At 72.3% G+C, this 23,606-nt stretch carries 17 protein-coding genes, 2 tRNA genes and 1 other RNA gene; 5 read left to right on the top strand and 15 right to left on the bottom strand.

Translation table 11 applies throughout. The features are described 5' to 3' along the window. Window positions 1-27: 27 nt before the first annotated feature. From LZG04_RS18865 to LZG04_RS18885, 5 genes are all read right to left on the bottom strand, one after another. Entirely contained in the window at window positions 28-1,170 is a 1,143-nt protein-coding gene (locus LZG04_RS18865) for an ABC transporter ATP-binding protein (RefSeq protein WP_233818771.1), read from the bottom strand. Then, a complete protein-coding gene (locus LZG04_RS18870; RefSeq protein WP_233818772.1) occupies window positions 1,167-2,165 on the bottom strand; it encodes an ABC transporter ATP-binding protein in 999 nt (332 codons plus the stop codon). Before LZG04_RS18870 ends, LZG04_RS18865 begins: the two co-directional genes overlap by 4 nt. A gap of 6 nt (window positions 2,166-2,171) precedes the next feature. After that, window positions 2,172-3,098: an ABC transporter permease gene (locus LZG04_RS18875; protein WP_233818774.1), complete on the bottom strand. Its 927-nt coding sequence runs from the start codon at window positions 3,096-3,098 to the stop codon at window positions 2,172-2,174. Next, window positions 3,095-4,099 (bottom strand): ABC transporter permease, encoded by a 1,005-nt coding sequence (locus LZG04_RS18880; RefSeq protein WP_233818776.1) that lies wholly within the window; start codon window positions 4,097-4,099, stop codon window positions 3,095-3,097. Before LZG04_RS18880 ends, LZG04_RS18875 begins: the two co-directional genes overlap by 4 nt. A 72-nt stretch (window positions 4,100-4,171) precedes the next feature. Further along, window positions 4,172-5,851: an ABC transporter substrate-binding protein gene (locus tag LZG04_RS18885; protein ID WP_233818778.1), complete on the bottom strand. Its 1,680-nt coding sequence runs from the start codon at window positions 5,849-5,851 to the stop codon at window positions 4,172-4,174. A 232-nt stretch (window positions 5,852-6,083) separates the two neighbouring features. Here LZG04_RS18885 and LZG04_RS18890 point away from each other — a divergent pair, with 232 nt between their 5' ends. Beyond that, complete coding sequence (locus LZG04_RS18890; RefSeq protein WP_233818780.1) at window positions 6,084-9,344, top strand: BTAD domain-containing putative transcriptional regulator; 3,261 nt, start codon at window positions 6,084-6,086, stop codon at window positions 9,342-9,344. Between the two features lie 75 nt (window positions 9,345-9,419). On the opposite strand, the gene LZG04_RS18895 is transcribed toward LZG04_RS18890, so the two are convergent. From LZG04_RS18895 to LZG04_RS18920, 6 genes are all read right to left on the bottom strand, one after another. Continuing rightward, window positions 9,420-9,905, bottom strand: a complete 486-nt coding sequence (locus tag LZG04_RS18895; RefSeq protein ID WP_233818782.1) for a uridine kinase — start codon at window positions 9,903-9,905, stop codon at window positions 9,420-9,422. Next, entirely contained in the window at window positions 9,902-10,495 is a 594-nt protein-coding gene (recR, locus tag LZG04_RS18900) for a recombination mediator RecR (RefSeq protein ID WP_053715664.1), read from the bottom strand. Before recR ends, LZG04_RS18895 begins: the two co-directional genes overlap by 4 nt. After that, the gene (locus tag LZG04_RS18905) at window positions 10,495-10,842 is read right to left on the bottom strand and encodes a YbaB/EbfC family nucleoid-associated protein (RefSeq protein ID WP_233818784.1); all 348 of its coding nucleotides are present in this window, start codon (window positions 10,840-10,842) and stop codon (window positions 10,495-10,497) included. Before LZG04_RS18905 ends, recR begins: the two co-directional genes overlap by 1 nt. A 53-nt stretch (window positions 10,843-10,895) precedes the next feature. Beyond that, window positions 10,896-13,088, bottom strand: coding sequence for a DNA polymerase III subunit gamma and tau (locus LZG04_RS18910; protein WP_233818786.1), 2,193 nt, complete (start codon window positions 13,086-13,088; stop codon window positions 10,896-10,898). Between the two features lie 31 nt (window positions 13,089-13,119). Next, an RNA gene (gene ffs, locus LZG04_RS18915) (signal recognition particle sRNA small type) lies at window positions 13,120-13,214 on the bottom strand. A gap of 49 nt (window positions 13,215-13,263) precedes the next feature. After that, window positions 13,264-14,181: an iron-siderophore ABC transporter substrate-binding protein gene (locus LZG04_RS18920; protein WP_233818793.1), complete on the bottom strand. Its 918-nt coding sequence runs from the start codon at window positions 14,179-14,181 to the stop codon at window positions 13,264-13,266. An 88-nt stretch (window positions 14,182-14,269) separates the two neighbouring features. On the opposite strand from LZG04_RS18920, the gene LZG04_RS18925 reads away from it, so the two are divergent. Both LZG04_RS18925 and LZG04_RS18930 read left to right on the top strand, forming a co-directional pair. Further along, window positions 14,270-14,354: transfer RNA gene (locus LZG04_RS18925), tRNA-Ser, on the top strand. Window positions 14,355-14,470: 116 nt separating this feature from the next. After that, entirely contained in the window at window positions 14,471-15,058 is a 588-nt protein-coding gene (locus tag LZG04_RS18930; protein ID WP_233818798.1) for a hypothetical protein, read from the top strand. A 62-nt stretch (window positions 15,059-15,120) separates the two neighbouring features. On the opposite strand, the gene LZG04_RS18935 is transcribed toward LZG04_RS18930, so the two are convergent. The 4 genes from LZG04_RS18935 to LZG04_RS18950 form a co-directional block, all read right to left on the bottom strand. Beyond that, window positions 15,121-17,571: an endonuclease/exonuclease/phosphatase family protein gene (locus tag LZG04_RS18935; protein ID WP_308199173.1), complete on the bottom strand. Its 2,451-nt coding sequence runs from the start codon at window positions 17,569-17,571 to the stop codon at window positions 15,121-15,123. A gap of 1,573 nt (window positions 17,572-19,144) precedes the next feature. Then, window positions 19,145-19,229 (bottom strand) — tRNA-Ser (locus LZG04_RS18940). 82 nt (window positions 19,230-19,311) lie between these two features. Further along, the gene (locus tag LZG04_RS18945; protein ID WP_233819244.1) at window positions 19,312-19,746 is read right to left on the bottom strand and encodes a nucleoside deaminase; all 435 of its coding nucleotides are present in this window, start codon (window positions 19,744-19,746) and stop codon (window positions 19,312-19,314) included. Window positions 19,747-20,680: 934 nt separating this feature from the next. Beyond that, the gene (locus LZG04_RS18950; protein ID WP_158852400.1) at window positions 20,681-21,169 is read right to left on the bottom strand and encodes a tRNA adenosine deaminase-associated protein; all 489 of its coding nucleotides are present in this window, start codon (window positions 21,167-21,169) and stop codon (window positions 20,681-20,683) included. An 89-nt stretch (window positions 21,170-21,258) separates the two neighbouring features. Here LZG04_RS18950 and LZG04_RS18955 point away from each other — a divergent pair, with 89 nt between their 5' ends. Both LZG04_RS18955 and LZG04_RS18960 read left to right on the top strand, forming a co-directional pair. Continuing rightward, the gene (locus tag LZG04_RS18955) at window positions 21,259-22,494 is read left to right on the top strand and encodes a M20 family metallopeptidase (RefSeq protein WP_233818803.1); all 1,236 of its coding nucleotides are present in this window, start codon (window positions 21,259-21,261) and stop codon (window positions 22,492-22,494) included. Between the two features lie 159 nt (window positions 22,495-22,653). After that, window positions 22,654-23,604, top strand: coding sequence for a prephenate dehydrogenase (locus tag LZG04_RS18960; protein ID WP_233818806.1), 951 nt, complete (start codon window positions 22,654-22,656; stop codon window positions 23,602-23,604). Window positions 23,605-23,606: the final 2 nt, after the last annotated feature.

Raw genomic sequence — 23,606 nt, forward strand, 5'->3', positions numbered from 1 at the left:
GCCGGTGGCGTCCCCCGGACCGCGGCACTACGGGTTGAGCACCTCGGACACCGAGGCCGGGCCGACCAGCGGCATGTCCGGCGAGACGCCGTCCTCCTCCACCAGCACGGCCTCCACCTCGTGCGGCCGGATCCGGCCCGCCCGGATGTCCTCCGCCCAGTGGCACGCGACCTTGTGCCCCGGCAGCACCTCGCGCAGCTCGGGCCGCTCGGTGTCGCAGCGGGTCGCCTGCTTCCACGGGCAGCGGGTGTGGAAGCGGCAGCCCTTCGGCGGGTTCGCGGGCGACGGCAGGTCGCCGGTGAGCAGGATCCGCTCCCGGCGGTCCTCCACCTCCGGGTCCGGCACGGGGATCGCGGACAGCAACGCCCTGGTGTACGGGTGCAGCGGCTCGGCGTAGAGGTCGTCCGAGGTCGCCTCCTCCACCAGGCCGCCCAGGTACATCACGCCGACCCGGTCGGAGATGTGCCGCACCACGGCGAGGTCGTGCGCGATCACCAGGTAGGTCAGCCCGAACTCGTCCTGCAGGTCCTCCAGCAGGTTGACCACCTGCGCCTGCACCGACACGTCCAGCGCCGACACCGGCTCGTCGGCGATGATCAGGTCCGGCTCGACCGCCAGCGCCCGGGCGATGCCGATGCGCTGCCGCTGCCCGCCCGAGAACTCGTGCGGGTACTTGCGCAGCGACGTGGACGGCAGCCCGACCGCCGACAGCAGCTCGCGCAGGCGCTTGCCCGTCGCCTCGCGGCCCTTGTCCAGCCCGTGCGCCCGCAGGCCCTCGACCAGCAGCGACTCCACCGACTGGCGCGGGTCAAGCGACGACATGGGGTCCTGGAACACCATCTGCATCCGGCGGCGCATCCGGCGCAGTTCCTCGCCCTTGAGCCCCACCAGGTCCGTGCCGTCGAACAGCACCCGGCCGTCGGTCGGCTCGACCAGCCGCAGCATGCCGCGGCCCAACGTCGACTTGCCGCAGCCGGACTCGCCGACCAGGCCGTAGGTCTCGCCGCGGTTGATCCGCAGGTCGACCCCGTCCACGGCGTACACGTGGCCGACCGTGCGGTCGACCAGCAGGCCGCGCTTGATCGGGAAGTGGATCTTCAGGCCCTCGACCGACACCAGCGCGTCGCCCACGGGGGCGGCGGTGGCTGCCGGTTCGACAGCGGCGGTCATGCGGGCACCTCCTGGGCGGCGGGCGTTCCCGGCAGCACCGGGTTGTGGCAGCGCAGCGACCGCACGTCACCGGCCTCCAGCTCGGGCGTGACCTCGCGGCACACCGGCAGCGCGTTGGGGCAGCGAGGGGCGAACGCGCACCCGTGGTCCCACGGGATGTTGTCGGCGACCGAGCCCTTGATGGGCACCAGCTTCTCGCCACGCGCACCGTCGAGCCGGGGGATCGACGCCAGCAGGCCGTGGGTGTACGGGTGGCGCGGGTCGGCGAACAGCGGGTACCGCGCCGCCTTCTCCACCACCCGGCCGCCGTAGAGCACGTTGACCTCGTCGCACAGCCCCGCCACGACGCCCAGGTCGTGCGTGATCATGATCAGCGCCGTGCCGGTGTCCCGCACCAGCTCCTTGAGCAGGGCGAGGATCTGCGCCTGGATCGTCACGTCCAGCGCCGTGGTCGGCTCGTCGGCGATGAGCAGCCGCGGCCGGCACGCCAGCGCGATCGCGATCAGCGCGCGCTGCCGCATGCCGCCCGAGAGCTGGTGCGGGTACTCGCTCAGCCTGCGCTGCGGGTCGGGGATGCCGACCCGGCCCAGCAGGTCGGCCGCCTCCACCATCGCCGCCTTGCGGGACATGCCGCGGTGCCGTTCCAGCACCTCGGTGACCTGCAAACCGATCGGGATGACCGGGTTGAGCGACGACAGCGGGTCCTGGAACACCATGCCCAGGTCGCGGCCGCGCCGGTCGCGCATGTCCTTGTCGCTCAGGGTGAGCAGGTCGGTGCCCTCGAACCGGACCTGGCCGCTGACCTTGTTGCCGCGCGAGGGCAGCAGCCCCATGATCGCCAGCGACGTCACGGACTTGCCGCACCCCGACTCGCCCACCAGGCCCACCGTCTGCCCGGGGTCGACGTCGAAGGAGACGCCGTCCACGGCGGTGAAGGGTTCGGTGCCCCTGCGCTGGAAGACCACCCGCAGATCACGCACTTCGAGCAACGCCATCGCGGTTCACCTCCGGTTCTTCGGGTCGAGCGCCTCGCGCAGCGACTCGCCGAGCAGGGTGAAGCCCAGCGCGACGATGATGATGGCGACGGCCGGGTAGAACGCGAGCTCCGGCTTGACGTCGATGTAGCGCTGCGAGTTGCCCAGCATCAGGCCCCACTCGGCCCGGGACGGGTCCGGGTCGCCGAGGCCGAGGAACGACAGCGACGCGGCCTCGATGATCGCGGTCGCCAGGGTCAGCGTCGCCTGCACGATGACCGGGCCGAGCGAGTTCGGCAGCATGTGCCGGAACACGACGGTCCGCCGCCGCACGCCCAGCGCCGTCGCGGCGAGCACGTGGTCGCTGTGCCGTTGCGCGAGCATCGCGCCGCGCAGCAGCCGGGCGAAGATCGGCACGGTGGTCACCGCGACCGCGATGATCACCGTGGTCTGGCTGCCCCGGCTGGCCAGCGCCGCGATCGAGATCGCCAGCAGCAGGCTCGGGATCGACAGCATGATGTCGGTGAACCGCATCAGCCAGCTGTCGACCCACCCGCCGAACGCGCCCGCCAGCCCGCCGATGATCATGCCCAGGACCAGGCCGATCAACGTCGCGCCGACGCCGACGACCAGCGACTGCTGCGCGCCGACCAGCAGCCGGCTGAAGAAGTCGCGGCCCAGCTCGTCGCCGCCCAGCAGGAACCCCGGCTGCGCGCCGGGGATGAAGTCCGGCCGCAGCTCGGCCAGCAGCTCCGGGTACCGCTGGTAGGGGTCCTTCGGCGCGATGAACGGCGCCACGATCGCCAGCACCAGGAACAGCAGCACCAGGAACGCGCCCAGCAGCGCGACCGGGCTGCGCAGCATCCGCTTCACCGCGTCGGCCGCGAGGCTCGTGCCCGCCGACTCGGCCAGCGCGTCGACCCGCGCCCGCTTGCGCTTGAGGAGACTGGTCATGATGCCCGCACCCTCGGGTCGATGATCGCGTAGGAGATGTCGACCAGCAGGTTCACGAGGACGTAGACCACGGCCGCGAGCAGCAGCAACGCCTGCAGTCGCGGGTAGTCCCGGCGCTCGATCCCCTGGGCCAGCAGCGAACCGAGCCCGCCCCACACGAACACCCGCTCGGTGAGCACGGCGCCGCCGAGCAGCAGGCCGGTCTGCAGGCCGATGGTCGTGGACACCGGCAGCATCGCGTTGCGCAGCACGTGCCGGCGCCGGATCAGCTGCGCCTGCAGGCCCTTGGCGTTCGCGGTGCGGACGAAGTCCTCGTTGAGCACGTCGAGCACCGAGGCGCGGGTGATCCGCACGATCACCGCGAGCGGGATCGTGCCCAGCGCGACCGCCGGCAGCACCAGGTGCCACAGCGCGTCGGCCGCGGCGTCCCACTCCTGGGTCAGCAGGCCGTCCAGCACGGCGAAGTTCGTCACGTGCGTCGGGTCGATCGTGACGTCCTGCCTGCCCGAGGGCGGGAACAGCGCCAGGTCCTGCGCGAACAGCTGCTTGAGCAGGATGCCCAGGAAGAACACCGGCACGGCCACGCCGACCAGCGTGCCGATGACGGTGGAGTTGTCCAGGAACCGGCCCCGGTGGCTGGCCGCGAGGTAGCCGAGCGGGATGCCCAGCACCACCGCGAACAGCAGCGCGGCCAGCGACAGCTCGATCGTGGCGGGCAGCGCGCGGCCGATCTCGGCCACCACCGGCTCGCCGCTGATCAGGGAGCTGCCGAAGTCGCCGCTGAGGATGCGGCCCAGGAACTTGAAGTACTGGATGTAGATCGGCTGGTCGAGGCCGAGGACCTTGTTGAGCGCCTCGATCTTCTCCGGGGTCGCCTTGTCGCCGAGCAGCGCGCCCGAGGGGCCGCCCGGCAGCGACCGCAGCCAGACGAAGACCAGCAGCGACAGGATGAGCAGTGTGGGGATCGCCTGCAGCAGGCGTCGGACTATGAATCGCAGCATGATGGAAACCCTCCGGACAGCACGGGTGGTGGCGTCCGGGTCACGGACGCCACCACCCGCCTACCGTTCGGTTCAGCCCTTGCTCACCGTGTCGAAGCGCTCATCGGTCAGCGGGCTCGGGACCAGGCCCGAGATCTTGCTGCTGACCACGATCGCCGGCGGCGAGTGGGACACCGGGATCGCGGGCAGGTACTTGCTCATGATGTCGCGGTTGACCTGCTTGTAGGCGTCCGCGTGCTTGGTCTGGTCGACCACCGCGTCGGCCGCGGCGATCGCGTCGAACATCGCCTGGTCGGCGAAGCCGAACTCCTTCTTCTCCCGGCCGAAGAACGTGCCGACGAAGTTGCCGGCGTCGTTGTAGTCACCGGTCCAGCCGAGCAGGTGCAGGTCGTGCTTGCCGAGCTTCTGCACGTCGTCCTTGTAGCCGCCGTTCCACGGACGGGACACGATCTGGGCGTTGATGCCCGCGGCCTTCAGGTCGTCCGCGATCACCGCGGCGATCTCGGACGGGTTCGGCATGTACGGCCGGCTGACCTCGGTGGGCACGTAGAAGTTCAGCGTCAGGTTCGACACGCCCGCCTGCGTCAGCAGCTCCTTGGCCTTGGCCACGTCGTGCGGGTACTGCTGCGCGTCCTCGGCGTAGCCCGCCACCGTCTTGGGCATGAACTGCGTCGCCACCTCGGCGCCCAGCGGCAGCTTGGTCTTCACCAGCTGGTCGCGGTTGACCGCGTAGGCGATGGCCTGGCGCACCCGCAGGTCCTTCAGCGCCGGGTTGTTGGCGCCGTTGATGCCCAGGTAGAGGATGTTGAACGCGGGCCGCGGCGTGACGTTGAAGCCGTCGGACTTCAGCGAGTTGTAGTCGGCCGGGCTCGGGAAGTCGTAGCCGTCGATCGTGCCGGCCTTGAGCTCCTGCTTGCGCGCGTTCTCGTCCGGGATGATCTTGAAGATCAGCTTGTCGAGCTTGGCCTTCTCACCCCAGTAGTCCTCGTTGCGGACCAGCGTGATGGTCTTGTTGGCCTTGTCGAACTTCTCCAGCTTGAACGCGCCGGTACCGGTCGGGTGCTCGGTGGCGTAAGCCGGGTAGGTGAACGAGTCGCCGGACTGGGCGACGTTGTCCGCGTCGTACTTCTTCAGCGCGTCCGGGCTGGAGATGGACAGCGCGGTCAAACCGAAGGCGGCCGGGAAGGCGCCCTTGTACTTGTTGAGGTTCAGCACGGCGGTGTGCTCGTCCTTGGCCTCGCAGGACTTGTACACCGGCTCACCGGCCGCGTCGCCCTCGTTCTTGGCGAAGCCCTCGAACACGTCGCCGTAGTAGATCATCTGGCTCTGGGCGGCGGCGCCCTTCATGTTGAACCAGCGGTCGAAGTTGAAGCACACGGCCTCGGCGTTGAACGGGGTGCCGTCGTGGAACTTGACGTTCTTGCGCAGGTCGAACGTCCACGACTTGCCGTCTTCGCTCGGCGTCCACTTCTCCGCGAGCCCCGGCGCGAGGTCGGCGGTGCCCCGCTTGTAGGTGATCAGCGTGTCGAACATCTGGCGGATCGGGCGGAAGCTCTCGCCGTCGTCGTTGAAGATCGGGTCGAAGTTCTTGGGCTCACCCGCCGCGCCGAAGACCATCGTGCCGCCGACCTTGCCGGACCCCGAGTCGTCCGTGCGCTCGGATTGGGCACAGGCCGACAGTGCCAGTGCCGCGACGCCGGTCAGGCCGATCGCGGCCAACCATCGGCGCCGGGCCGTTCGAAATTGAAGCATTTGACACACCCCTAGGGAAATCCGGGATCTCACGGTGTGGTCACGGACCCTAACCGGTCCCCACAACCCTTCCGCGCAGTCCCAGGTCACGATCCGGCCACGTGAATCAGCATTAACACACGTGCGGCGCAGGCCCGCTGACCCAACGTGACCACGGACGATCGGGCAAACGCCCTCCTACGCTGTACAACGGACAACAGGAACCCGCACGCGTGCGGAGGGGAGGTCGCCGGTGAGCCCTGTCGTCGAGTTCCGCGTCCTCGGCCCGTTGCAGGTGCTGGTCGACGGCGAGCAGGTCGTGGTGCGGGCGGGGCGGCAGCGCTCGCTGCTGGTGTCGCTGCTCATGCGGGCCGGGGCCGGGGTCTCGGTGGACGAGCTGGCCGAGCACATCTGGGGTGCGGAGCCCCCCGCGCGGGCCCGCGGCACGTTGCAGACCTACGTGATGCGGCTGCGGCAGGTGCTCGGCCCGGCCGTGCCGATCCGGACCGTGCCCGACGGGTACCTGATCGACGTCGACGAGCGCACGATCGACGTGATGCGGTTCGAGCAGCTGGTCGAGGAGGGCGAGCGGGAGCGGGCCGCGGGCAGGCTGGAGTCGGCGTCGGCGATCTTCACCGCGGCGCTGGCGCTGTGGCGGGGCCCGGCGATGGTGGACGTGCCGTCCGAGGTCCTGCACCGCGACGAAGTCCCCCGCCTGGGTGAACGGCGGTTGCACGTGGAGGAGCGCCGGGTCGAGGTCGACCTGGAGCTGGGCCGCCACGCCGAGCTGATCCCCGAGCTGTCCCGGCTGACCAGCGAGCACCCGCTGCGGGAGCGGCTGTGGGCGCAGCTGATGGTCGCGCTGTACCGGTCCGGGCGGCAGGCCGACGCGCTGGGCGCGTACCGGCGGGTCAGCGGGCTGCTGGCCGAGCAGCTCGGCATCGACCCCGGCGACGAGCTGCGGCGCGTGCACCAGCAGGTGCTCGGCGGGTCGCCGTCGCCGGCCCCGGGGCAGGGCGCGGCCGCGTCCCGGCGCGACCGGGTCGTGCCCTCGCAGCTGCCCGCCGACATCGGCGATTTCGTGGGCCGTGAGCAGGCCGTTCAGCTGATCGAGGCGCTGCTGCGGACCGCGCAGGGCGTGCCGGTGGTGACGCTGGCCGGGCCGCCCGGCGTGGGCAAGACGGCGCTGGCCGTGCACGCGGCGCACAAGATGCGGCACTTCTTCCCCGACGGCCAGTTGTACGTGAACCTGCGCGGCTACGCCCAGGGCCCGCCGCTGAGCGCGGTGGACGTGCTGCCCCGGTTCCTGCGGGCGCAGGGCGTGCCGCCCGAGTCGGTGCCGCTGGACCAGGACGAGCAGGAGGCGATGTTCCGGTCGCGGCTGACCGACCAGCAGGTGCTGCTGGTGCTGGACAACGCGGCCAACGCCGAGCAGATCCGGCCGCTGCTGCCCGGCTCGCCGGGGTGCGCCGTGCTCGTGACCAGCCGTGACACGTTGCGCGGGCTGGCGGTCAGCCACGCCGCGTCCAACGTGCGGCTCGACGTGCTCGACCGGTCCGAGACGCGGGCGCTGCTGGCCGGGATGCTGGGCGAGGACGTGGTGGCCGCGCAGTCCGAGGCGGCCGACGAGCTGGCCGAGCTGTGCGCGCACCTGCCGCTGGCGCTGCGGATCGCGGCGGCCAACCTGCTGTCCCGGCCGGAGATCACCATCGCGTCGTACGTGGAGGAGCTGCGTGCGGGCAACCGGCTGGCGGCGCTGGCCGTGGAGGGCGACGAGCGGGCCGCCGTGCACGCGGCGTTCGACCTGTCCTACACCGCGCTCAAGCCGGAGCTCGCGTCGCTGTTCCGGCTGCTCTCGCTCGCGCCGGGCGACATCACGCCGGACGTGGCGGCCGCGTTGGGCGGGCTGACCACGCAGGACGCGCGGCGGCGGCTGGACCGGCTGGCCACGGCCAACCTCGTGGACAACCACGCGCCCGGCCGCTACCAGTTCCACGACCTGCTGCGCGACTACGCGACCGAGCGGCGCGAGATCGAGGACGACCCGGCGGAGAGCGCCCAGGCGTCGCGGCGGCTGCTGGACTGGTCGATCCGGTCGGTGGACAACGCCACGGACGCGTTCAAGTCCACGTTGCTGCGGCTGCCGCGCAACGACGTCGTGGCCGGCGTCACACCGCGGCTGTTCTCCACCTCGGCGGAGGCCCTGGCCTGGCTGGACGCCGAGCGCGGCAACCTGGTGGGGCTCGTCGTGCACGCCGCCGACCGCCGGCCCGACCGGGACGTCTGGCAGTTGGCCGACGCGTTGCGGCGCTACTTCTACACGATCGGGCTACCCGCCGAGTGGCTGGCGACGGCCAAGGCGGGGCTCGCGGTCGCGCAGGGCTCCCAGGACGCGGTCGGCGAGGTGGCGATGCTGTCGTCGCTGGGCACGCTGTACTGGGCGATCGGGCAGCACCGGGTGGCCGTCGACTACTTCCGCCGGGCCATCCCCATCCAGCAGCGCACCGGCGCCGCGCCCGCCGTCGAGGCGGCCGTGCTGTCCAACCTCGGCACCGTCTACATCGAGGTGGGCGACCTGGAGCAGGCCGCGGAACACCTGGAGCGCGCGCTCGTGATCACGCGGGCCATCGGGGCGTTGCAGCAGGAGGGCATCGCCCAGCTCAACCTCGGCGGCGTCTACATGCAGCTCGGGCAGCTCGACCGGGCCGTGTCGTCGTTCGAGGGCGCGCTGGACGTCGGCAACCGGCTCGGCGCGTGGATGACGCAGGCGGACAGCCACCGGGCGCTGGCCGAGGCGCACCTGTTCCTCGGCCGGCCGCAGCGGGCCGCCGAGCTGTACGAGAGGTGTGGCGAGCTGTACGAACGGGCCGGCGCACGCCGGTTCGCGCACTTCTCGCACGAGGGCTTGGCGTTGACCTACGTGATGCGGGGCCGGTGGGCCGACGCGGCGCACGAGGCGGGGTGGGCGGCCGGCATCGCGGAGGAGCTGGGCAACCTCAAGGGGCTGTGCGACGCGAAGAACGCCCTCGGTGAGGCGTTGTGCGGGTTGGGCAGGCTGGAGGAGGCGGTCGAGCGCACGACGGAGGCGCTGCGGATCGCCGAGGAGACCGGCTACCCGCTGGGCATCTGCGCGGCCCGGCGCGGCCTCGCGCTGACCCACCGCGCCGCGGGCAGGCTGGACGAGGCCCGTTACTCGGCGACCCAGGCCCTGGACAGCGCCGTGCGCTACCGGCTGCGCATCGCCGAGGTGGACGTGCTGGCCGTGCTCGGGCGGGTCAGGCTGGACCAGGGCGACGTGGCGCAGGCGCACGACCTGGCGCTGCGGTGCTTGGAGCTGAGCGCCGCCACGGGGCAGCGGTGCGTGCACGCGCGGGCCACCCACCTGGCCGGTGACGTGCTCGCGGTCAAGGGCGACCTGGCGGGCGCGCGGCAGAGCTGGCGGTCGGCGCTGGAGTGGTTCACCGCCATCGGCTCGCCCGAGGCGGACGTGGTGCGGGCGTCGCTCGACGCGTGACGGTCGGGCGCGGCGCGCTGCACCGGCGCCCGGGTCGCGTGCTGCCCGCGTCACCTGGACGTGTGACGGCGTGGCTCAGTCCGGCGTCACGATCCGGTCGGCGCGGGCCTTCGTGCCGTCCACGGCGAACCAGCCGCGCTCGAACGCCTGCCAGCGCCGCAGGTGCGCCCGGCTCGCCTCACCGTCCCGTTCGACCGCACGGCGAAGCCGCTCCTCCGGATCGGGCACCTCGACCCAGATCGCCTCGTCCAGGCGCGGCGCGATCGAGCGGCGGGCCGCGGAGACGCCCTCGACGACCAGGACGTCCGGCACCGGCACCTCCACCCACTCGCCCGGGCGCGGCACGCCGCCCGTCCAGTCCATGCGCCGGTAGCGGGCCGGGCGGCCGTGCCGGAGCGGGTCGAGGACGTCGGCGACCAGGCGCGGCCACCACGACACGGGGTCGGTCCAGGTGGCGAAGTGGTCGGTCGGCACCACGGTCGCGCCCCACTCGCGGGCCAGGCGTGCGGCGAACGTCGACTTGCCCGAGCCGGACGGCCCGTCGACCGCGACGAGCCTCACATGCTGCGCCGGCCGGACAGAGCCCGGCCGAGGGTGAGCTCGTCGGCGAACTCCAGGTCACCGCCCATGGGCAGGCCCGACGCGAGCCTGGTGACGGTCAGGCCCGGGAAGTCCCGCAGCATCCGCACCAGGTACGTCGCCGTCGCCTCGCCCTCCGTGTTCGGGTCGGTGGCGATGATGATCTCCGACACCTCGGTGCCGATCCGGGTGAGCAGCTGCCTGATCCGCAGCTGGTCCGGCCCGACGCCCGACAACGGGTCGAGCGCGCCGCCCAGGACGTGGTAGCGACCCTTGAACTCACGGGTCCGCTCGACCGCGAGCACGTCCTTCGGCTCCTCCACCACGCAGATCAGGGTCAGGTCGCGGCGCGGGTCGCGACAGATGCGGCAGGTCGCCTCGGCCGAGACGTTGCCGCACACGTCGCAGAACACCACGCCGTCCTTGACCTTCTGCAACGCGTCCTGGAGCCGGCCGATGTCGGCCGGGTCCGCGGCGAGCAGGTGGAAGGCGATGCGCTGCGCGCTCTTGGGACCGACGCCCGGCAGCCTGCCGAGCTCGTCGATCAAGTCCTGGACGGGCCCCTCGTACATCAGCCGAACAGCTTCCCGAGACCGCCCAGGTCGTCCATCCCGCCCATGCCGCTGGCCAGCGGGCCCATCTTCTGGGCCGCCAGCTCCTGCGCCGCGCGGTTGGCGTCGCGCACGGCCGCCACGACCAGGTCGGACAGCGTCTCGACGTCGTCGGGGTCGACCGCCTTCGGGTCGATGTTCAGGCTCTTGAGCTCGCCGCCGCCGGACACGACGGCGGTGACCAGACCGCCGCCGGCGGTGCCGGTCACCTCGGCCTCGGCCAGCTCCTGCTGGGCTTCAGCGAGCTGCTGCTGCATCTTCTGAGCCTGCTGGAGGATTTGCTGCATGTTGGGCCCACCGGGTTGCACCGCGGGTTCCTCTCTTCGGGGTCTGCCGCCGTAATCCAGCGTAGTCGCGTCGATCAGCCCTTCAACGGCCGAGCGCCCAGCTCGTCGGCGAGGAGCTTGAGCACGACGGCCTCCGGGTCGAGCCGCTGGTCGTCGGCGTCACCGGGCAGGGCGGCCTCGGCCAGCATCTCCTCCTCGTCCACCGGCTCCGGCGGGAGGGGTTCGTCGGGCTCCGGCGGCTCCGGGGGCGGCGGGATGTCGTCGGCCGGGGGCCGGCCGGTCGGCGCGGACCTGGTCGGCTCGGGCCGCCGGCCCTGGCCGGGCTGCTGCGCCTGGCTCGGCCGGGTCGGCGCGGGACGCTGCGGCTTCTGCGGCGCGGACCGGGCCGGTGCCGCGCTCGCGTCGCCGTGCACGCACCGCACCTGCCACGTGCCGCCGAGGACCTGCGCGAACGCGGCGGCGATGGCGTCGGCGTTGCGCGGCTCGGCGAGCCGGCGGGCCAGCGGGGCGGAGGTGTGCGCGAGGGTGACCGTGGTGCCGTCGACGTCGGCGACCGTGGCGTTGGTGAGCATCGCCTCGGTGCTGCGGCTCGTGCCGCGGACCACGGTCAGCAACTCCGACCACCGCCGCCGGACCTCGACCGCGTCGACCCCGCCGGCGGACGGCGCGGACGCGGCCGGGGTGGCCGGTGCGGCGGCTGGGGCGGGCGGTGCCGGGGCGGGCACGCCGGTGGGCGGTGTGGCGGCCGGCCACTCACCCGGCGGCTGCGCGCCCTGGGGCCCGACCGCTTGACCGCGCTGGTCCGCGCCCGAGTGCGGCGCGGCGTGCGGCGGTCCGGCTTGAGGTGCGGAGGCGGGCGTGGCTTCGCCGGCGCTCGGGGTGCCGCCGGCCGAGCGCATCGCCGCCGACCTCAGCACCGGGGGCGGCGGCAGTCCGGGCGGGCCGGCGCTCGGCGCGGCTTGCGGTGCGGGCGCGGCGGGCTGGTCGACCGGCGGCGCGGCCGGTGCGGCGGCCTGGGGTGCCGGGGGCTGCGGCGCGGGGTCGGCGGCGCGTTGCGAGGGGCGCTGGAAGCGGGTCTCGGGAGCGGGGCCCGCCGCGCCGCCGGCCGGTGGGCCGTGGCGTTCGAGCTGCTCCACGCGCTGCAACAGGCCCGACTCGACGTCGCCGACCGACGGCAGCAGCATCCGCGCGGTCACGAGCTCGAGCAGCAGGCGCGGGGCGGTCGAGCCGCGCATCTCGGTCAAGCCCTGGTGCAGGATCTCCGCCCAACGGGTGACGGTCGCGGGTCGGGTCGCGTCACGTTGGGCGATCATCTTGGCCAGCTCGTCGTCCGGCGCGGACACCAGGCCGCGCTCCGCCGCGTCCGGCACGGCGTGCAGCAGCACGAGGTCGCGCAGCCGGTCGAGCAGGTCGGAGGCGAAGCGGCGCGGGTCGTGCCCGGCCTCGACCAGGCGGTCGATGGTGCCGAACACCGCCGAGCCGTCGCCCTGCGCGAGGCCGTCCACCACGTCGTCGATCAACGCCACGTCCGTCACGCCGAGCAGCGCGATCGCCCGCTCGTAGCGCACGCCCTCGGGGCCCGCGCCGGACAGCAGCTGGTCCATCACCGACTGCGTGTCGCGCGCCGACCCACCGCCCGCGCGGATGACCAGCGGGAACACCGACGGCTCGACCGTGACGCCCTCGGCGGCGCAGTTGCGCTCCAGCAGCGCCCGCATCGAGCTCGGCGGGATCAGCCGGAACGGGTAGTGGTGCGTGCGCGAGCGGATGGTGGGCAGCACCTTGTCCGGCTCGGTGGTGGCGAAGATGAAGATCAGGTGCTCGGGCGGCTCCTCCACGATCTTCAGCAGGGCGTTGAAGCCCTGCGTGGTGACCATGTGCGCCTCGTCGATGATGAACACCCGGTACCGCGACTCGGCCGGCGCGTAGAACGCCTTGTCCCGCAGGTCGCGCGCGTCGTCCACGCCGCCGTGGCTGGCCGCGTCCAGCTCCACCACGTCCACGCTGCCCGGCCCGTTGGGCGCGAGGCCCACGCACGAGTTGCACTCGCCGCACGGGTCGGGCGTGGGGCCCTGCACGCAGTTCAGCGAGCGCGCCATGATCCGGGCGCTGGACGTCTTGCCGCAGCCGCGCGGCCCGGAGAACAGGTACGCGTGGTTGACGCGACCGGCCGCCAGGGCGGTGCGCAGCGGTTCGGTGACGTGCTCCTGACCGACGACCTCGCCGAAGGTCGCCGGACGGTACTTGCGGTAGAGGGCGAGCGCCACGTCGGCGACCTTACCGGGAGGGTCCGACAAAGAAAGGGGACCCCGTGCACCCACCAGAGCCCGCTTATCCTTGCTGCCTTCCGGCCCTGGGGAGGTTCGCGAGATGTGTGCCGCACGAGGTCCGCTGTCAGTGTAGCCGGTCGCCCCACCGGCCCGGTCCGCACCCGCGCGGAGGTCAGCCGAGCGCCGCCGTGAACAGCGGCACGGCGTGCTCCAGCGCGTAGGACATGCCGAGCGACGAACCGCTGGAGAAGGCGTTGACCAGGTTCTTGTCGTCCAGGACCAGCGCCCCGCGCGGCACCAGCGGGTTGGCCTTGAGGGCGGTGGCGTCGCCGCCGATCGGGAACAGCACGCTCAGGTCGGCGGCCAGCAGGTCCAGCCGCTCGGCGGAGATGTCGACGTAGAACGTGCCCGAGGCCAGGTCCTCGACGTCCTCGCGCAGCGTGAAGCCGATGGCCTTCATGAAGTCGGCGCGGGGGTCGCCGGAGACGTACGCGCCGAACTTGCCGTCGAAGTACGCGCCGACGACGGTCGTCCGGCCCTCGAACCGGCGGTTGGCGGCGAACTCGGCGTCCAGGTCGGCGATGATCTTCTCGCCCTCGGCGACCTTGCCCAGCGCCTTCGCGACCAGTTCGACCTGCTGCCGCCACGACGTGCCGTAGGGGATGACGTCCTTGGGCGCGGCGATCGTGGGCGCGATCTTGGTGAGCTTCTCGTGCTTGGCCTGGTCGTTGTCCGACCGGGTGTTGAGGATGAGGTCGGGCTGGAGCGCGGCGACGGCCTCGTAGTCGACCTCGGTGGTGCCGAGCAGCGTCGGCGCCTGCTGGTAGAGCCCCTCGGCCCACGGCCCGACGCCCTTGCCGCCGAACCCCAGCCAGTCGCTCGCGCCCACCGGCCGCACACCCAGGGCCAGCGCGGTCTCCGCGTCCGACCAGCCCAGCGCGACCACCCGCGTGGGCGGCTTCTCGATCGTCACGGGACCGAACCGCGTGTCGACCGTCACCCCGGCCGCGGCCGGTTCGGGCTCTCCCCCGCCACCTCCGCAGGCGGCCAGGAGCAGGGCGGACAGCAACACCACGAGACCACGCTTCATTAGGCAAGGCTAACCGAACCCATTGGCGACCGATGGGGCCGACCACCCGTTTTGGGAGCGGCACGACCCCTCCGTTAGACTCCGCCACGGAGGATTCGCATAGCGGCCTAGTGCGCACGACTGGAAATCGTGTTGGGTTAACCCCCTCACGGGTTCAAATCCCGTATCCTCCGCAGACCAGAGCCCCGGTCACCACCAGGTGACCGGGGCTCTGTCGTGACCGGATGCAACGTCCCGGCGGCCCGGAAGCGTTTATCCCAGTGACCGACTGATCACTGGGAGGACACGCATGAGGATCGTCACGACGGCCGCCGCGGTCGCCGCCGCCGCCACCGGGCTGCTCGCCGGTGGTGTCGCCACGGCCGCGGCCGAGGTCGCCGCGAGCGGGCCGCCGCAGTACAGCGCCACGGCGTGGCACGACGTCAACGTCCGGCACTGCCCCTCGACGTCGTGCACGCAGGCGCCGGGGAGCCCGGTCCTGGCCGGGTGGACGGTCGGCGTGTACTGCTGGGTGCACGGCGAGTCGGTCACGGACTTCGGCTACACCAACGACGTCTGGCTCAACATCGGCCGGCAGGACGGCGGCACGCAGTGGTCCAGCGCCATCTACTTCAAGGGCGACGAGTACGCCAACCTGCCGAAGGACGCGCAGTGCGCTGACGCGCCCCAGCCGCCTTCCACCACCCCGAGGCCGACCACCACGCCGGCCCCCACCACCACGACGCGGCCGGTCCCCACGACCACCGTGAGCCCGACCTCCACCACCAAGCCGTCTACCACGACGAAGCCGTCGGCACCCACCACGACGGTCACCAGCAAGCCGTCCCTGCCGTCCACCACCGTGACGACGACGAGGCCCGAGCCCGCCGGCGGCTGAGCCGTGCACGCGCAGGCCCCCTCCGACACCGGGGTCCGAGGGGGCCTGCGCGCTGCTCCGGGCTACGACCGGGGCAGGCACTCCGCGATGTCCTCCAGCAGGAACAGCACCCGGTCGACGTTGGCGTTGCCGGTGCTCGGGCGCAGCTTCACCACCTGCGGGTCGTGGTCGCTGGCCTGGTCGGCGAACTCGGCGTTGATGTGCACCACGTCGTAGCGGTACCGCGTGATGTTGGCGCTGATCAGGATGTGGTCGAGGGTCTGGGAGTTGCCCTCGAACACGTAGCTGTACCGCTCGGCGGCGGGCAGGGTGTCGATCAGGGCCACCACGTCGCCGTTGCCGGTCAGGGTCCGGACCGCGGGCGAGAACTGGTAGTCGTTGATGTCACCGGCGAGGACCACGTTGGCCCCCTTGTCCACGGCCTTGACCTGGTCCACGAACCCGCGCAGCAACGCGGCCTGCTGGGCGCGCTGGACCTCGGAGCTGCGCACCGGCTCCTGGTAGCGGCCGTGCATGGCCTGGTCGCCGCCCTTGGAGTTGAAGTGGTTCGCGACCACGAACACCGTGCGGCCGCGGAACTTGAACTCGCCGGCCAGCGGCTTGCGGCTGCTGGTCCACGCCGGGTCGGCGGGCGCGATGCGGCCCGGCGACACCGACAGCGCGGCGCGGCCGTGCTGCTTCACCACCGACACCGGCGTGGTGGCGTCGCCGCCCGCGCGGTCCACGAAGGACACCCGGGCCGGGTTGAACAGGAACGCCACCCGGATGTTGCCGCCCGGCTCGCCGCCGTCGGCCTTGTTCACCGGGTCGACCTGCCGCCACTGGTAGCGCGGGCCACCCGCGGCCGCGATGGCGTCGGTGAACTTGGTGAACGTCGCGTCCGCGGCCACCGTGCCGTCGTCGGTCGCGCCGTTGTTGTCCTGGATCTCCTCCAGCACCACGACGTCCGGGCTCTTGAGGTTGTCCACCACGGCCGCGGCGAGGCGGTCGAACTTGGCCTGGTCGTTGGTGGCGGCCAGGTTCTCCACGTTGTAGGTGGCCACGGACAGCTCGTACTCGCGCTGCGCCTCGGTGACCTCGGGCGCGGTGCCGCCGGACACGTGCTCGCCGACCGTCTTCGTGGCCAGCGTGTAGCCGCCGAAGTTGGTGTACTCGACGTTGCCGACCGTGGCGCCGCGCCACACGTCGCCGACGTTGCTCGCCTGCGGCGTCGCCGCGCCCGGCTTGACCTTGATCCGGCCGCTGTTGGGCTGGTCGTAGCCGAGGTAGATCGTGCCGCCGCGGGCGGTCGGGTTCTGGTCCGGGAGGGTGGTGATCCACGTCTCGCCGAAGCTGTTGGTGGGCCCGACCACGCGGGCGTCGTCGACCTGGACGTACATGCCCTCGCGGGACTCGTAGTAGTCCTGGCCGTAGGTCGCCGGGTCGAGCGGGAGCGACTCGACGCTGCCGCCGCCCGCGGTGGGCAGGTAGCCGGCGGGCGGGGTCAGCTTCTCCGGGGCGGGCAGGGCGTTGCCCTTGGACTTGACGGTGACCGTCGCGCCGGTGATCTCGGTGAGCGTCTGGTTGGAGTTGGACGCCGCGTCACCGCCCGGCCGGTACTCGGCGACCGTGCCGGAGACCAGCACCTCGTCACCGGGCTCGACGGTCGGGACCAGGCCCGCGGTGTAGACGAACACGCCCTCGCTGGTGCGCGGGTCGGCGTCCGGGGCGGTGTCCTGGATCCAGAAGCCGCGGTCGCCGACGGCGCGGGTCGCGGTGACGACGCCGGGCACGCCGCTGACCTTCTGGCCCAGCAGCGGCGAGATCCGGGTCGTGCCCTGGACGTCGCGGATGCGCTTGTCGCCGGGCTGGGGCTCCGGGTCGGGATCGGGGTCGCCGGGGCCCTGGCCCTTGGAGTTGACGGGGGTCGGCGCGCCCACGGTGAAGTCGGCGGCGTTGTCGTCGGTGTCGGTCAACGCCGTGCGGGATGCCGAAGTGGTGTTGCTCAGGTTGGCCGTCGGCGTCGTCTCGCGCACGACGGTCGCCGTGCCGTAGCCGACCAGGTCGCGCACGCGGGTGTCGGCGGCGCAGTCGGCGGCGGTCTTGCAGGTCAGCGGCGTGGTCGCGGCGACCAGGGCGATCGTGCCGCCCGTGCCGCTCATCGCGATCGTGCCGGTGACGTCCGGCGCGGGGAGTTCCACCGTGCCGCCCGCGCCCTTGGCCTGCGCGACCAGGAACCGACCGCCGGCGGCGATGGAGCCGGTCAGCGGGGTGACCTGCCACTGGCTGGAGGCGCTCGCGCTCGCCGGGAGGTACTGCACGCTCCAGCCGTCGACGGCGACCGGCGCGGAGCCCGCGTTGCCGAGCTCGACGAAGTCCTGGGTCAGCGTGGCACCGGAGTTGCCGCCGCCGCCGTAGACCTCGGCGACGAGGGCGTCCGGGCTCGGTGCCGCGTGGATCGGCGTGGCGAGGGCGAACGTCACGGCCGAGGCGGCGGTGACCGCCAGCCCGACGCGGAGCGGGGTAGGTCTCAACGGATCCTCCGTAGTTGGCGGCTGCGCGCATCCTCCCCGGATCGAGTGAACGGCGGAAGACGCCACCACTAACGGTTGACCTTTACCCATCTCGAACGTGTGTTCGAACGTAGGGTAGGGTCATGGCCGTGCCCACCCGGTGGCCCTCCCAGCGCCGGCACGGGGCGCGACACGCATGACAGGGGCGCCGACCCGGACCTGACGAGGCCCGGATCGGCGCCCGTGCGCGTGTCGTGCGCCCCGGAGTTCCGGCAGCCGGAGGCGGGGCTCTGAGCAGCGGTGGTGGGTGAAAAACGGAGGCTTTCGCCTCACACGCTTTCGAGGTCTGCGACCATCCGTCCGCCACCATTCCCCGGGGTTCGCACCCGCGGGCAAGAGCCTATTGGCAGGTGGTCCACGGAGCTGAATGCACAGATGGACGTACAAGAACTGAGACGACCCGCCATTACTGCTGTCCGCCATGGACGGCGAGTCCGCCGGACCCGGTCACCTCACCCGCGACCCGCCGTTCACTACCTCGTCTGGGCGTACGAGGTGACCGCAGGATTCCCGCACGTGGCCACCGAGACGCGACCCGGACCTTGGAGGACCCACGCGCCGTAGTGGTAGTCCCCGTTGGGACACAGGTTCACCGCACGGAACTCGGTGCCGGGTGCGTCCCCTGAGCAGCGCCACGTCCATGTCGCCCCTTGCCAACTGGGGGTTCCCTCACAGGCTGCCATCGCGGACACCTCGTCGGCCACCACCGACGCCGAAGCAGTTCCGGCGCCCAGCAGCGCCGCAGCCGCGACAAGTGGAAGCACGGTCAACGAAGCTAAACGAGTCATCACTTTTCCCCATTCCATCGCCCGCACCGTGCAGGCACTCGGTAGTCACCTTCCACTATGTGCACGCGAATTCGACAAATCCGAACGATCTCTACCCGATCGGCCCAGTCGATTCCGACAATTTGTGACGTACCGTAGAATCGCGCCCCGGCAACTGCGACACTGCGGTAACTCGCGCAGGAAGAGGTTTACCTTCGACCTGCACGGGCTACCGATAGACATCGGTAACCGCGCCCTCCGACGTTCACCATGCCGCCGAGTATTGCGCCACGGCACGGGCTGTCCGAACGGCGGCAGAAACGCGACAACGCCCGGTGCGCAATCGCGATTGCCCTCGGTCTGCGCCATGGCGAGGCACTGGACTGCGGGGCTGACGTCGATCAGGGGGCCCGAACGCTCCTGGTGCCCCGTAGTCGGCTGCACCCCCGGTGAAGCACGAAAGCGCCGGGCCATGCGGCCGGAAGTTCGGTAGGCCCTGCCCGAACCGCGTGCCATTGAGGACGGAGACGGCGGGTACGAAGTCGTGAAGCGGCATGCGGCCGAGCGGGTCCGGCGGACCGCTCTACCCGCGTACGGACTGCACCGAGTGGAAGCGACTGCTGGAACGCCAAGGTGCCGAACCGCAGGCTGCACGACGCCCGACGTAGCCCAGCGGGTCAGTGGGGCCCTCTGGAAGCCGTCCCCAACGGACGGGCCGACATGGCGAAGGGCCGGGCACCTCGTGAGGTGCCCGGCCCTTCGACCTGCGGTGGCGGTGGGATTTGAACCCACGGAGGCTTTCACCTCACACGCTTTCGAGGCGTGCTCCTTCGGCCGCTCGGACACGCCACCGCCGAGAACAATACAAGACCGGGGCGTGCTCACCCAACCGGGGGTCTCGTGGGGCGTCCGCGCTGGTCAGAGGGCCACGGCATCAGAGGTCGGCGAAGAACGACTCCATCAGCGCCGCGCACCGCTCCGCCAGGACGCCGCCGACGACTTCCGGGCGGTGGTTGAGGCGGCGGTCGCGGACGACGTCCCACAGGGAGCCGGCCGCACCGGTGCGCGGTTCCCAACAGCCGAAGACCACGCGGTCCACGCGGGCCAGCACCAGCGCGCCCGCGCACATCGTGCACGGCTCCACGGTCACCGCAAGGGTGCAGCCGGTCAGCCGCCAACCATCGCCGTGGACCGCCGCGGCGGCGCGCAGGGCCAGGATTTCGGCGTGCGCGGTCGGGTCGCCGAGGGCTTCGCGGGCGTTGCAGGCGCGTGCCAGTTCGGCGCCGTCCGGGCCGTAGACGACCGCGCCGATCGGGATGTCGCCGGTCTCGGGCGCGCGTGCGGCGGCCTCCAGGGCGGCTTCGACCATCGCCTCTTCGGCAGCCTGGCTGATCACGCGGCCACCTCCGTCCCGACGGCCGGCCGCAGGTTTGAGGAGAAGGGGCCCGACGAAACACACGCGCTCACGCACCGGAACACCGCTTCGCCCGCCACCGACACCCCCGCCGCCAGAGCCGGCCGCAGGCCCGTGGCGGAAAGGGCAGAACCGAACGGAACCGGCACGCTCGAACCTCCCGCCAGTACGCCACACGCCAACGACGAAACACCCGCCCTCGCGCGTCGGAACACCGCTTCACCCGCCACGGACATCCCCGCCGCCAGGGCTGGCGTCAGGCTCGAGCCGGAAGAACCGGGCGCGCTCAAACGTCGGGACAGCACGTCGCGCGCCACGGGCACCGCCATCGCGGAGGCCGGACGCCGGTTAGAGGTGAAAAGGCCCGACCAAGCCCATGCGCCCACACATCGGGGCACCGCTTCGCGAGCTACTAACACCCTCGCCGCCAGAGCCGGCCGCAGGCTCGTGGCGAAAAGGGCAGAGCCGGAAGATCCGGGCGCGCTCGAACGTCGGGACAGCACGTGAAGCCCCGCAAGCACCCCCGACGCGAAGGCCGGACGCCGGTTAGGGGTGAAGAGGCGCGACCAAGCCGACGCGCTCGCGCATCGGGGCACCGGCTCGCCCGCCGCGGGCACCCCCGTCGCGGAGGCCGGCGTGAGGGTGGTGGAGAAGAGGTCAGAGCCGGAAGAACTCGGCGCGCTCGAACGTCGGGACAGCACGTGAAGCCCCGCGAACACCCCCGACGCGAAGGCCGGACGCCGGTTGGGGGTGGAGAGGCGCGACGAAGGCCGCGTGCTCACGCATCGGGGCACTGTTTCGCCCGCGACGGGCACCTCGGTCCGACGCGATCCGGTGCTCGTCGAGTGCGGTCGCGACCGACGGGGGCTCGGCCAGCCGGTCACGGCGCTCACGCCTGGATGCTGTCCAGCAGCTTGGTGAACTCGTCGCCGAACCCGCAGCGCTGCGCGATCATCTGCAGCTGCTCGTCCGGGTACAGGTCGACCTCGTCCACGATCACCTGCATCTCGTGCTGCGGCATGCCGAGGTCGGCCAGGACGGCCAGGTCGCCCTCCGGCCACAGCTCGTCGTCCTCCTCGTCCGGCGGGTCGACCCGCAGCAGGTCGAGGACGTCGGCCGCGATGTCGTAGTCCAGCGCCGCCGCCGCGTCGGAGAGCAGGAGGGACACCCCGCCGGGCACCGGGCGCAGGACGATGAAGAACTCGTCGTCCACCGCCAGCAGCCCGAAGACGGCACCCGTCGAGCGCAGTTGACGCAGCTCCGTGATCGCCGCGTCGAGCTCGGACAACGCCGAGCTGTCCATCTTGCTGCACCGCCATCGGCCGTCCTCACGAACCACCGCGACAGCGAAGCCGTTGACCGGCTCCTGGTGTGCCATGTGCACACCGTAGGGCCACGCCGGCGCACCCGGTAGCACGGGGGCCTCGGCCGCGGGCACGGGGGGCTCGGCGATGCCACTATCGAGGGATGAGCACAACTCTGCCGAACGCACGGACGACCGCCCCCGAACCCCGGTTCACCGGGCTGGTCGAGGCCGCCCGAGCCCTCCAGCCCAGGACAGTGGCGTTGCGACGGCAGGTGCACCGGCACCCCGAGCAGGGCTTGGACCTGCCCGCGACCCAGGCCGCGATCCAGCACGCGCTGACCGGCCTCCCCCTCGAGGTGACCACCGGCACGTCCAGCAGCTCCGTCACCGCGGTGCTGCGCGGCGCCAAGCCCGGCCCGACCGTCCTGCTGCGCGGTGACATGGACGCGCTGCCCCTGCAAGAGGAGACGGGCCTGCCCTACGCCTCCGAGATCGACGGCTCCATGCACGCCTGCGGCCACGACACGCACGTCGCCATGCTCGCCTCCGCCGCACGCCTGCTCTCGTCACGCCGGGACGCCCTGGCCGGCCAGGTCGTGTTCATGTTCCAGCCCGGCGAGGAGGGCCAGCACGGCGCACGGCACATGCTCGACGAGGGCGTGCTCGACGCGGCGGGCCCGCCGGTGGAGAAGGCCTTCGCCCTGCACATCACCTCCACCCTCCAGTCCGGTGTCGTCGTCTGCCGCTCCGGGCCCACGATGGCCTCGGCGGACACCTTCCACATCACGGTCAAGGGTCGCGGCGGGCACGGCGGCATGCCGCACGACGCGATCGACCCCGTGCCGCCCGCCGCCGCCATGGTCGGCGCGCTCCAGACGATGGTCGCCAGGCGGGTCAGCGTGCACCAGCCGGCCGTGGTCACCATCGGCCGCATCGCCGCGGGCACGACGACCAACATCATCCCGGAGACGGCGCTGGTCGAGGGCACCATCCGGGCGCTCTCGGAGGACACCAGGGCCCTGGTGCACCGCGAGCTCCAGCAGGTCGTCACGCACGTGGCCGCCGCGCACGGCTGCACGGCCGAGGTGCGGATCATCCCCGGCTACCCCGTCACGGTGAACGACGACGCGGTCGGCCCGCACGTCGTCGACATCACCACGGCGGCCCTCGGCGCGCGCTGGGCGTCCTACATGGACGACCCGCTGATGGGCGCGGAGGACTTCTCCTACGTGCTGCAACGGGTGCCGGGCGCGATGGCGTTCCTGGGCGCCTGCCCGCGCGGGGTCGAGCTGGACCGGGCGGAGCCGAACCACTCGAACCGGGTGCTCTTCGATGAAGCCGCCATGGAGCACGGGGTCGTCGTCTACACGGCGTTCGCGTTGGACGCCCTGCGGTAGGCCGAAGTCGGGTGACGGGCGGGGTCGGGGTTGTGGTGTTCATGGCCTCGACCCTGCCCCCGCCGGCGGGGGCTGACCACGGGCGTTCGTGGATCTGTGGACAACTCCGGACCTGTGGACAACTAGGGGGTAAGGGCTCGCGCCGGCAGGATGAGCGCCGTGCGAAGCGTCTGCGTGGTCGGGCTCGGGTTGATCGGTGGTTCGGTGTTGCGCGCGGCGGCCGCCGCGGGGCGCGTGACCTGGGGCGCGACCGCTTCGACAGCCGACGCGGAGGCCGCCGCGCAGGACGGCTGCGACGTGCTCGACGTGGCCGGAGCGCTCGACCGCGCCCGTGAGCACGACGCGCTCGTCGTGGTCGCGGTCCCGCTGCCGGCTGTGGAAGAAGTGCTCCGCGCGCTCCCCGAAGGCATCCGGCTCACCGACGTCGTCAGCGTCAAGGGCCCCGTCGCCGACCTGGTCCGCCGCGTCGCGCCGCACGCCCGGTACGTCGGCGGCCACCCCATGGCGGGCACCTCCAACTCCGGCTGGGCCGCGGGCCGCGCCGACCTCTTCCACGACGCGCCCTGGGTCGTCACCGCCGAGGACGACGCCGACCCGGACGTGCTCACCGACGTGATCGAACTGGCCCTCGCCGCGAAAGCCCACGTCGTGCCCACCGCCGCCGCCGAGCACGACGCCGCGGTGGCCCGCATCTCGCACCTGCCGCACCTGCTCGCCGCCGTGCTGGCCAGCGTCGGCGCGGACGGCGGACCGCTGGCGCTCTCCCTGGCGGCGGGCTCGTTCGGCGACGGCACGCGCGTGGCCGGCAGCCGCCCCGAACTGGTCCGCGCGATGTGCGAGGGCAACCGCGGCGCGCTGCTCGACGCGGTGGACGACGCGTTGGGCAGGCTCGGCGCGGCCCGCGGCTCGCTCGCCTCGACCGGCGGCCTGGCCAAGACCATCGAGGCCGGTCACGCCGCACGCCGGGCGCTCGTGGACAAGCCGACGCTCACCGACCTGACCATCGACCTCACCGCCCCCGACGCCCTGCGGACCCTGCGCGACCTGGGCGCGCGCGGAGGCCGCATCGTTGCGCTGAACGGCTCAACCGCGCTCGCACTCACCCCATAGGG

It is taken from the genome of Saccharothrix sp. S26 (assembly GCF_021390395.1).
GTDB lineage: Bacteria > Actinomycetota > Actinomycetes > Mycobacteriales > Pseudonocardiaceae > Actinosynnema.

What these genes read in the sequence shown, in the direction of transcription:
- LZG04_RS18945 (WP_233819244.1), bottom strand. Translation starts at nt 19,746, where the DNA reads ATGGTCGAAGCCGCCCTGGAGGCCGCCGCACGCGCGCCCGAGACCGGC.
- LZG04_RS18955 (WP_233818803.1), top strand. Translation starts at nt 21,259, where the DNA reads ATGAGCACAACTCTGCCGAACGCACGGACGACCGCCCCCGAACCCCGG.
- LZG04_RS18920 (WP_233818793.1), bottom strand. Translation starts at nt 14,181, where the DNA reads ATGAAGCGTGGTCTCGTGGTGTTGCTGTCCGCCCTGCTCCTGGCCGCC.
- LZG04_RS18865 (WP_233818771.1), bottom strand. Translation starts at nt 1,170, where the DNA reads ATGACCGCCGCTGTCGAACCGGCAGCCACCGCCGCCCCCGTGGGCGAC.
- LZG04_RS18880 (WP_233818776.1), bottom strand. Translation starts at nt 4,099, where the DNA reads ATGCTGCGATTCATAGTCCGACGCCTGCTGCAGGCGATCCCCACACTG.
- LZG04_RS18950 (WP_158852400.1), bottom strand. Translation starts at nt 21,169, where the DNA reads ATGGCACACCAGGAGCCGGTCAACGGCTTCGCTGTCGCGGTGGTTCGT.
- LZG04_RS18875 (WP_233818774.1), bottom strand. Translation starts at nt 3,098, where the DNA reads ATGACCAGTCTCCTCAAGCGCAAGCGGGCGCGGGTCGACGCGCTGGCC.
- recR (WP_053715664.1), bottom strand. Translation starts at nt 10,495, where the DNA reads ATGTACGAGGGGCCCGTCCAGGACTTGATCGACGAGCTCGGCAGGCTG.
- LZG04_RS18930 (WP_233818798.1), top strand. Translation starts at nt 14,471, where the DNA reads ATGAGGATCGTCACGACGGCCGCCGCGGTCGCCGCCGCCGCCACCGGG.
- LZG04_RS18870 (WP_233818772.1), bottom strand. Translation starts at nt 2,165, where the DNA reads ATGGCGTTGCTCGAAGTGCGTGATCTGCGGGTGGTCTTCCAGCGCAGG.
- LZG04_RS18885 (WP_233818778.1), bottom strand. Translation starts at nt 5,851, where the DNA reads ATGCTTCAATTTCGAACGGCCCGGCGCCGATGGTTGGCCGCGATCGGC.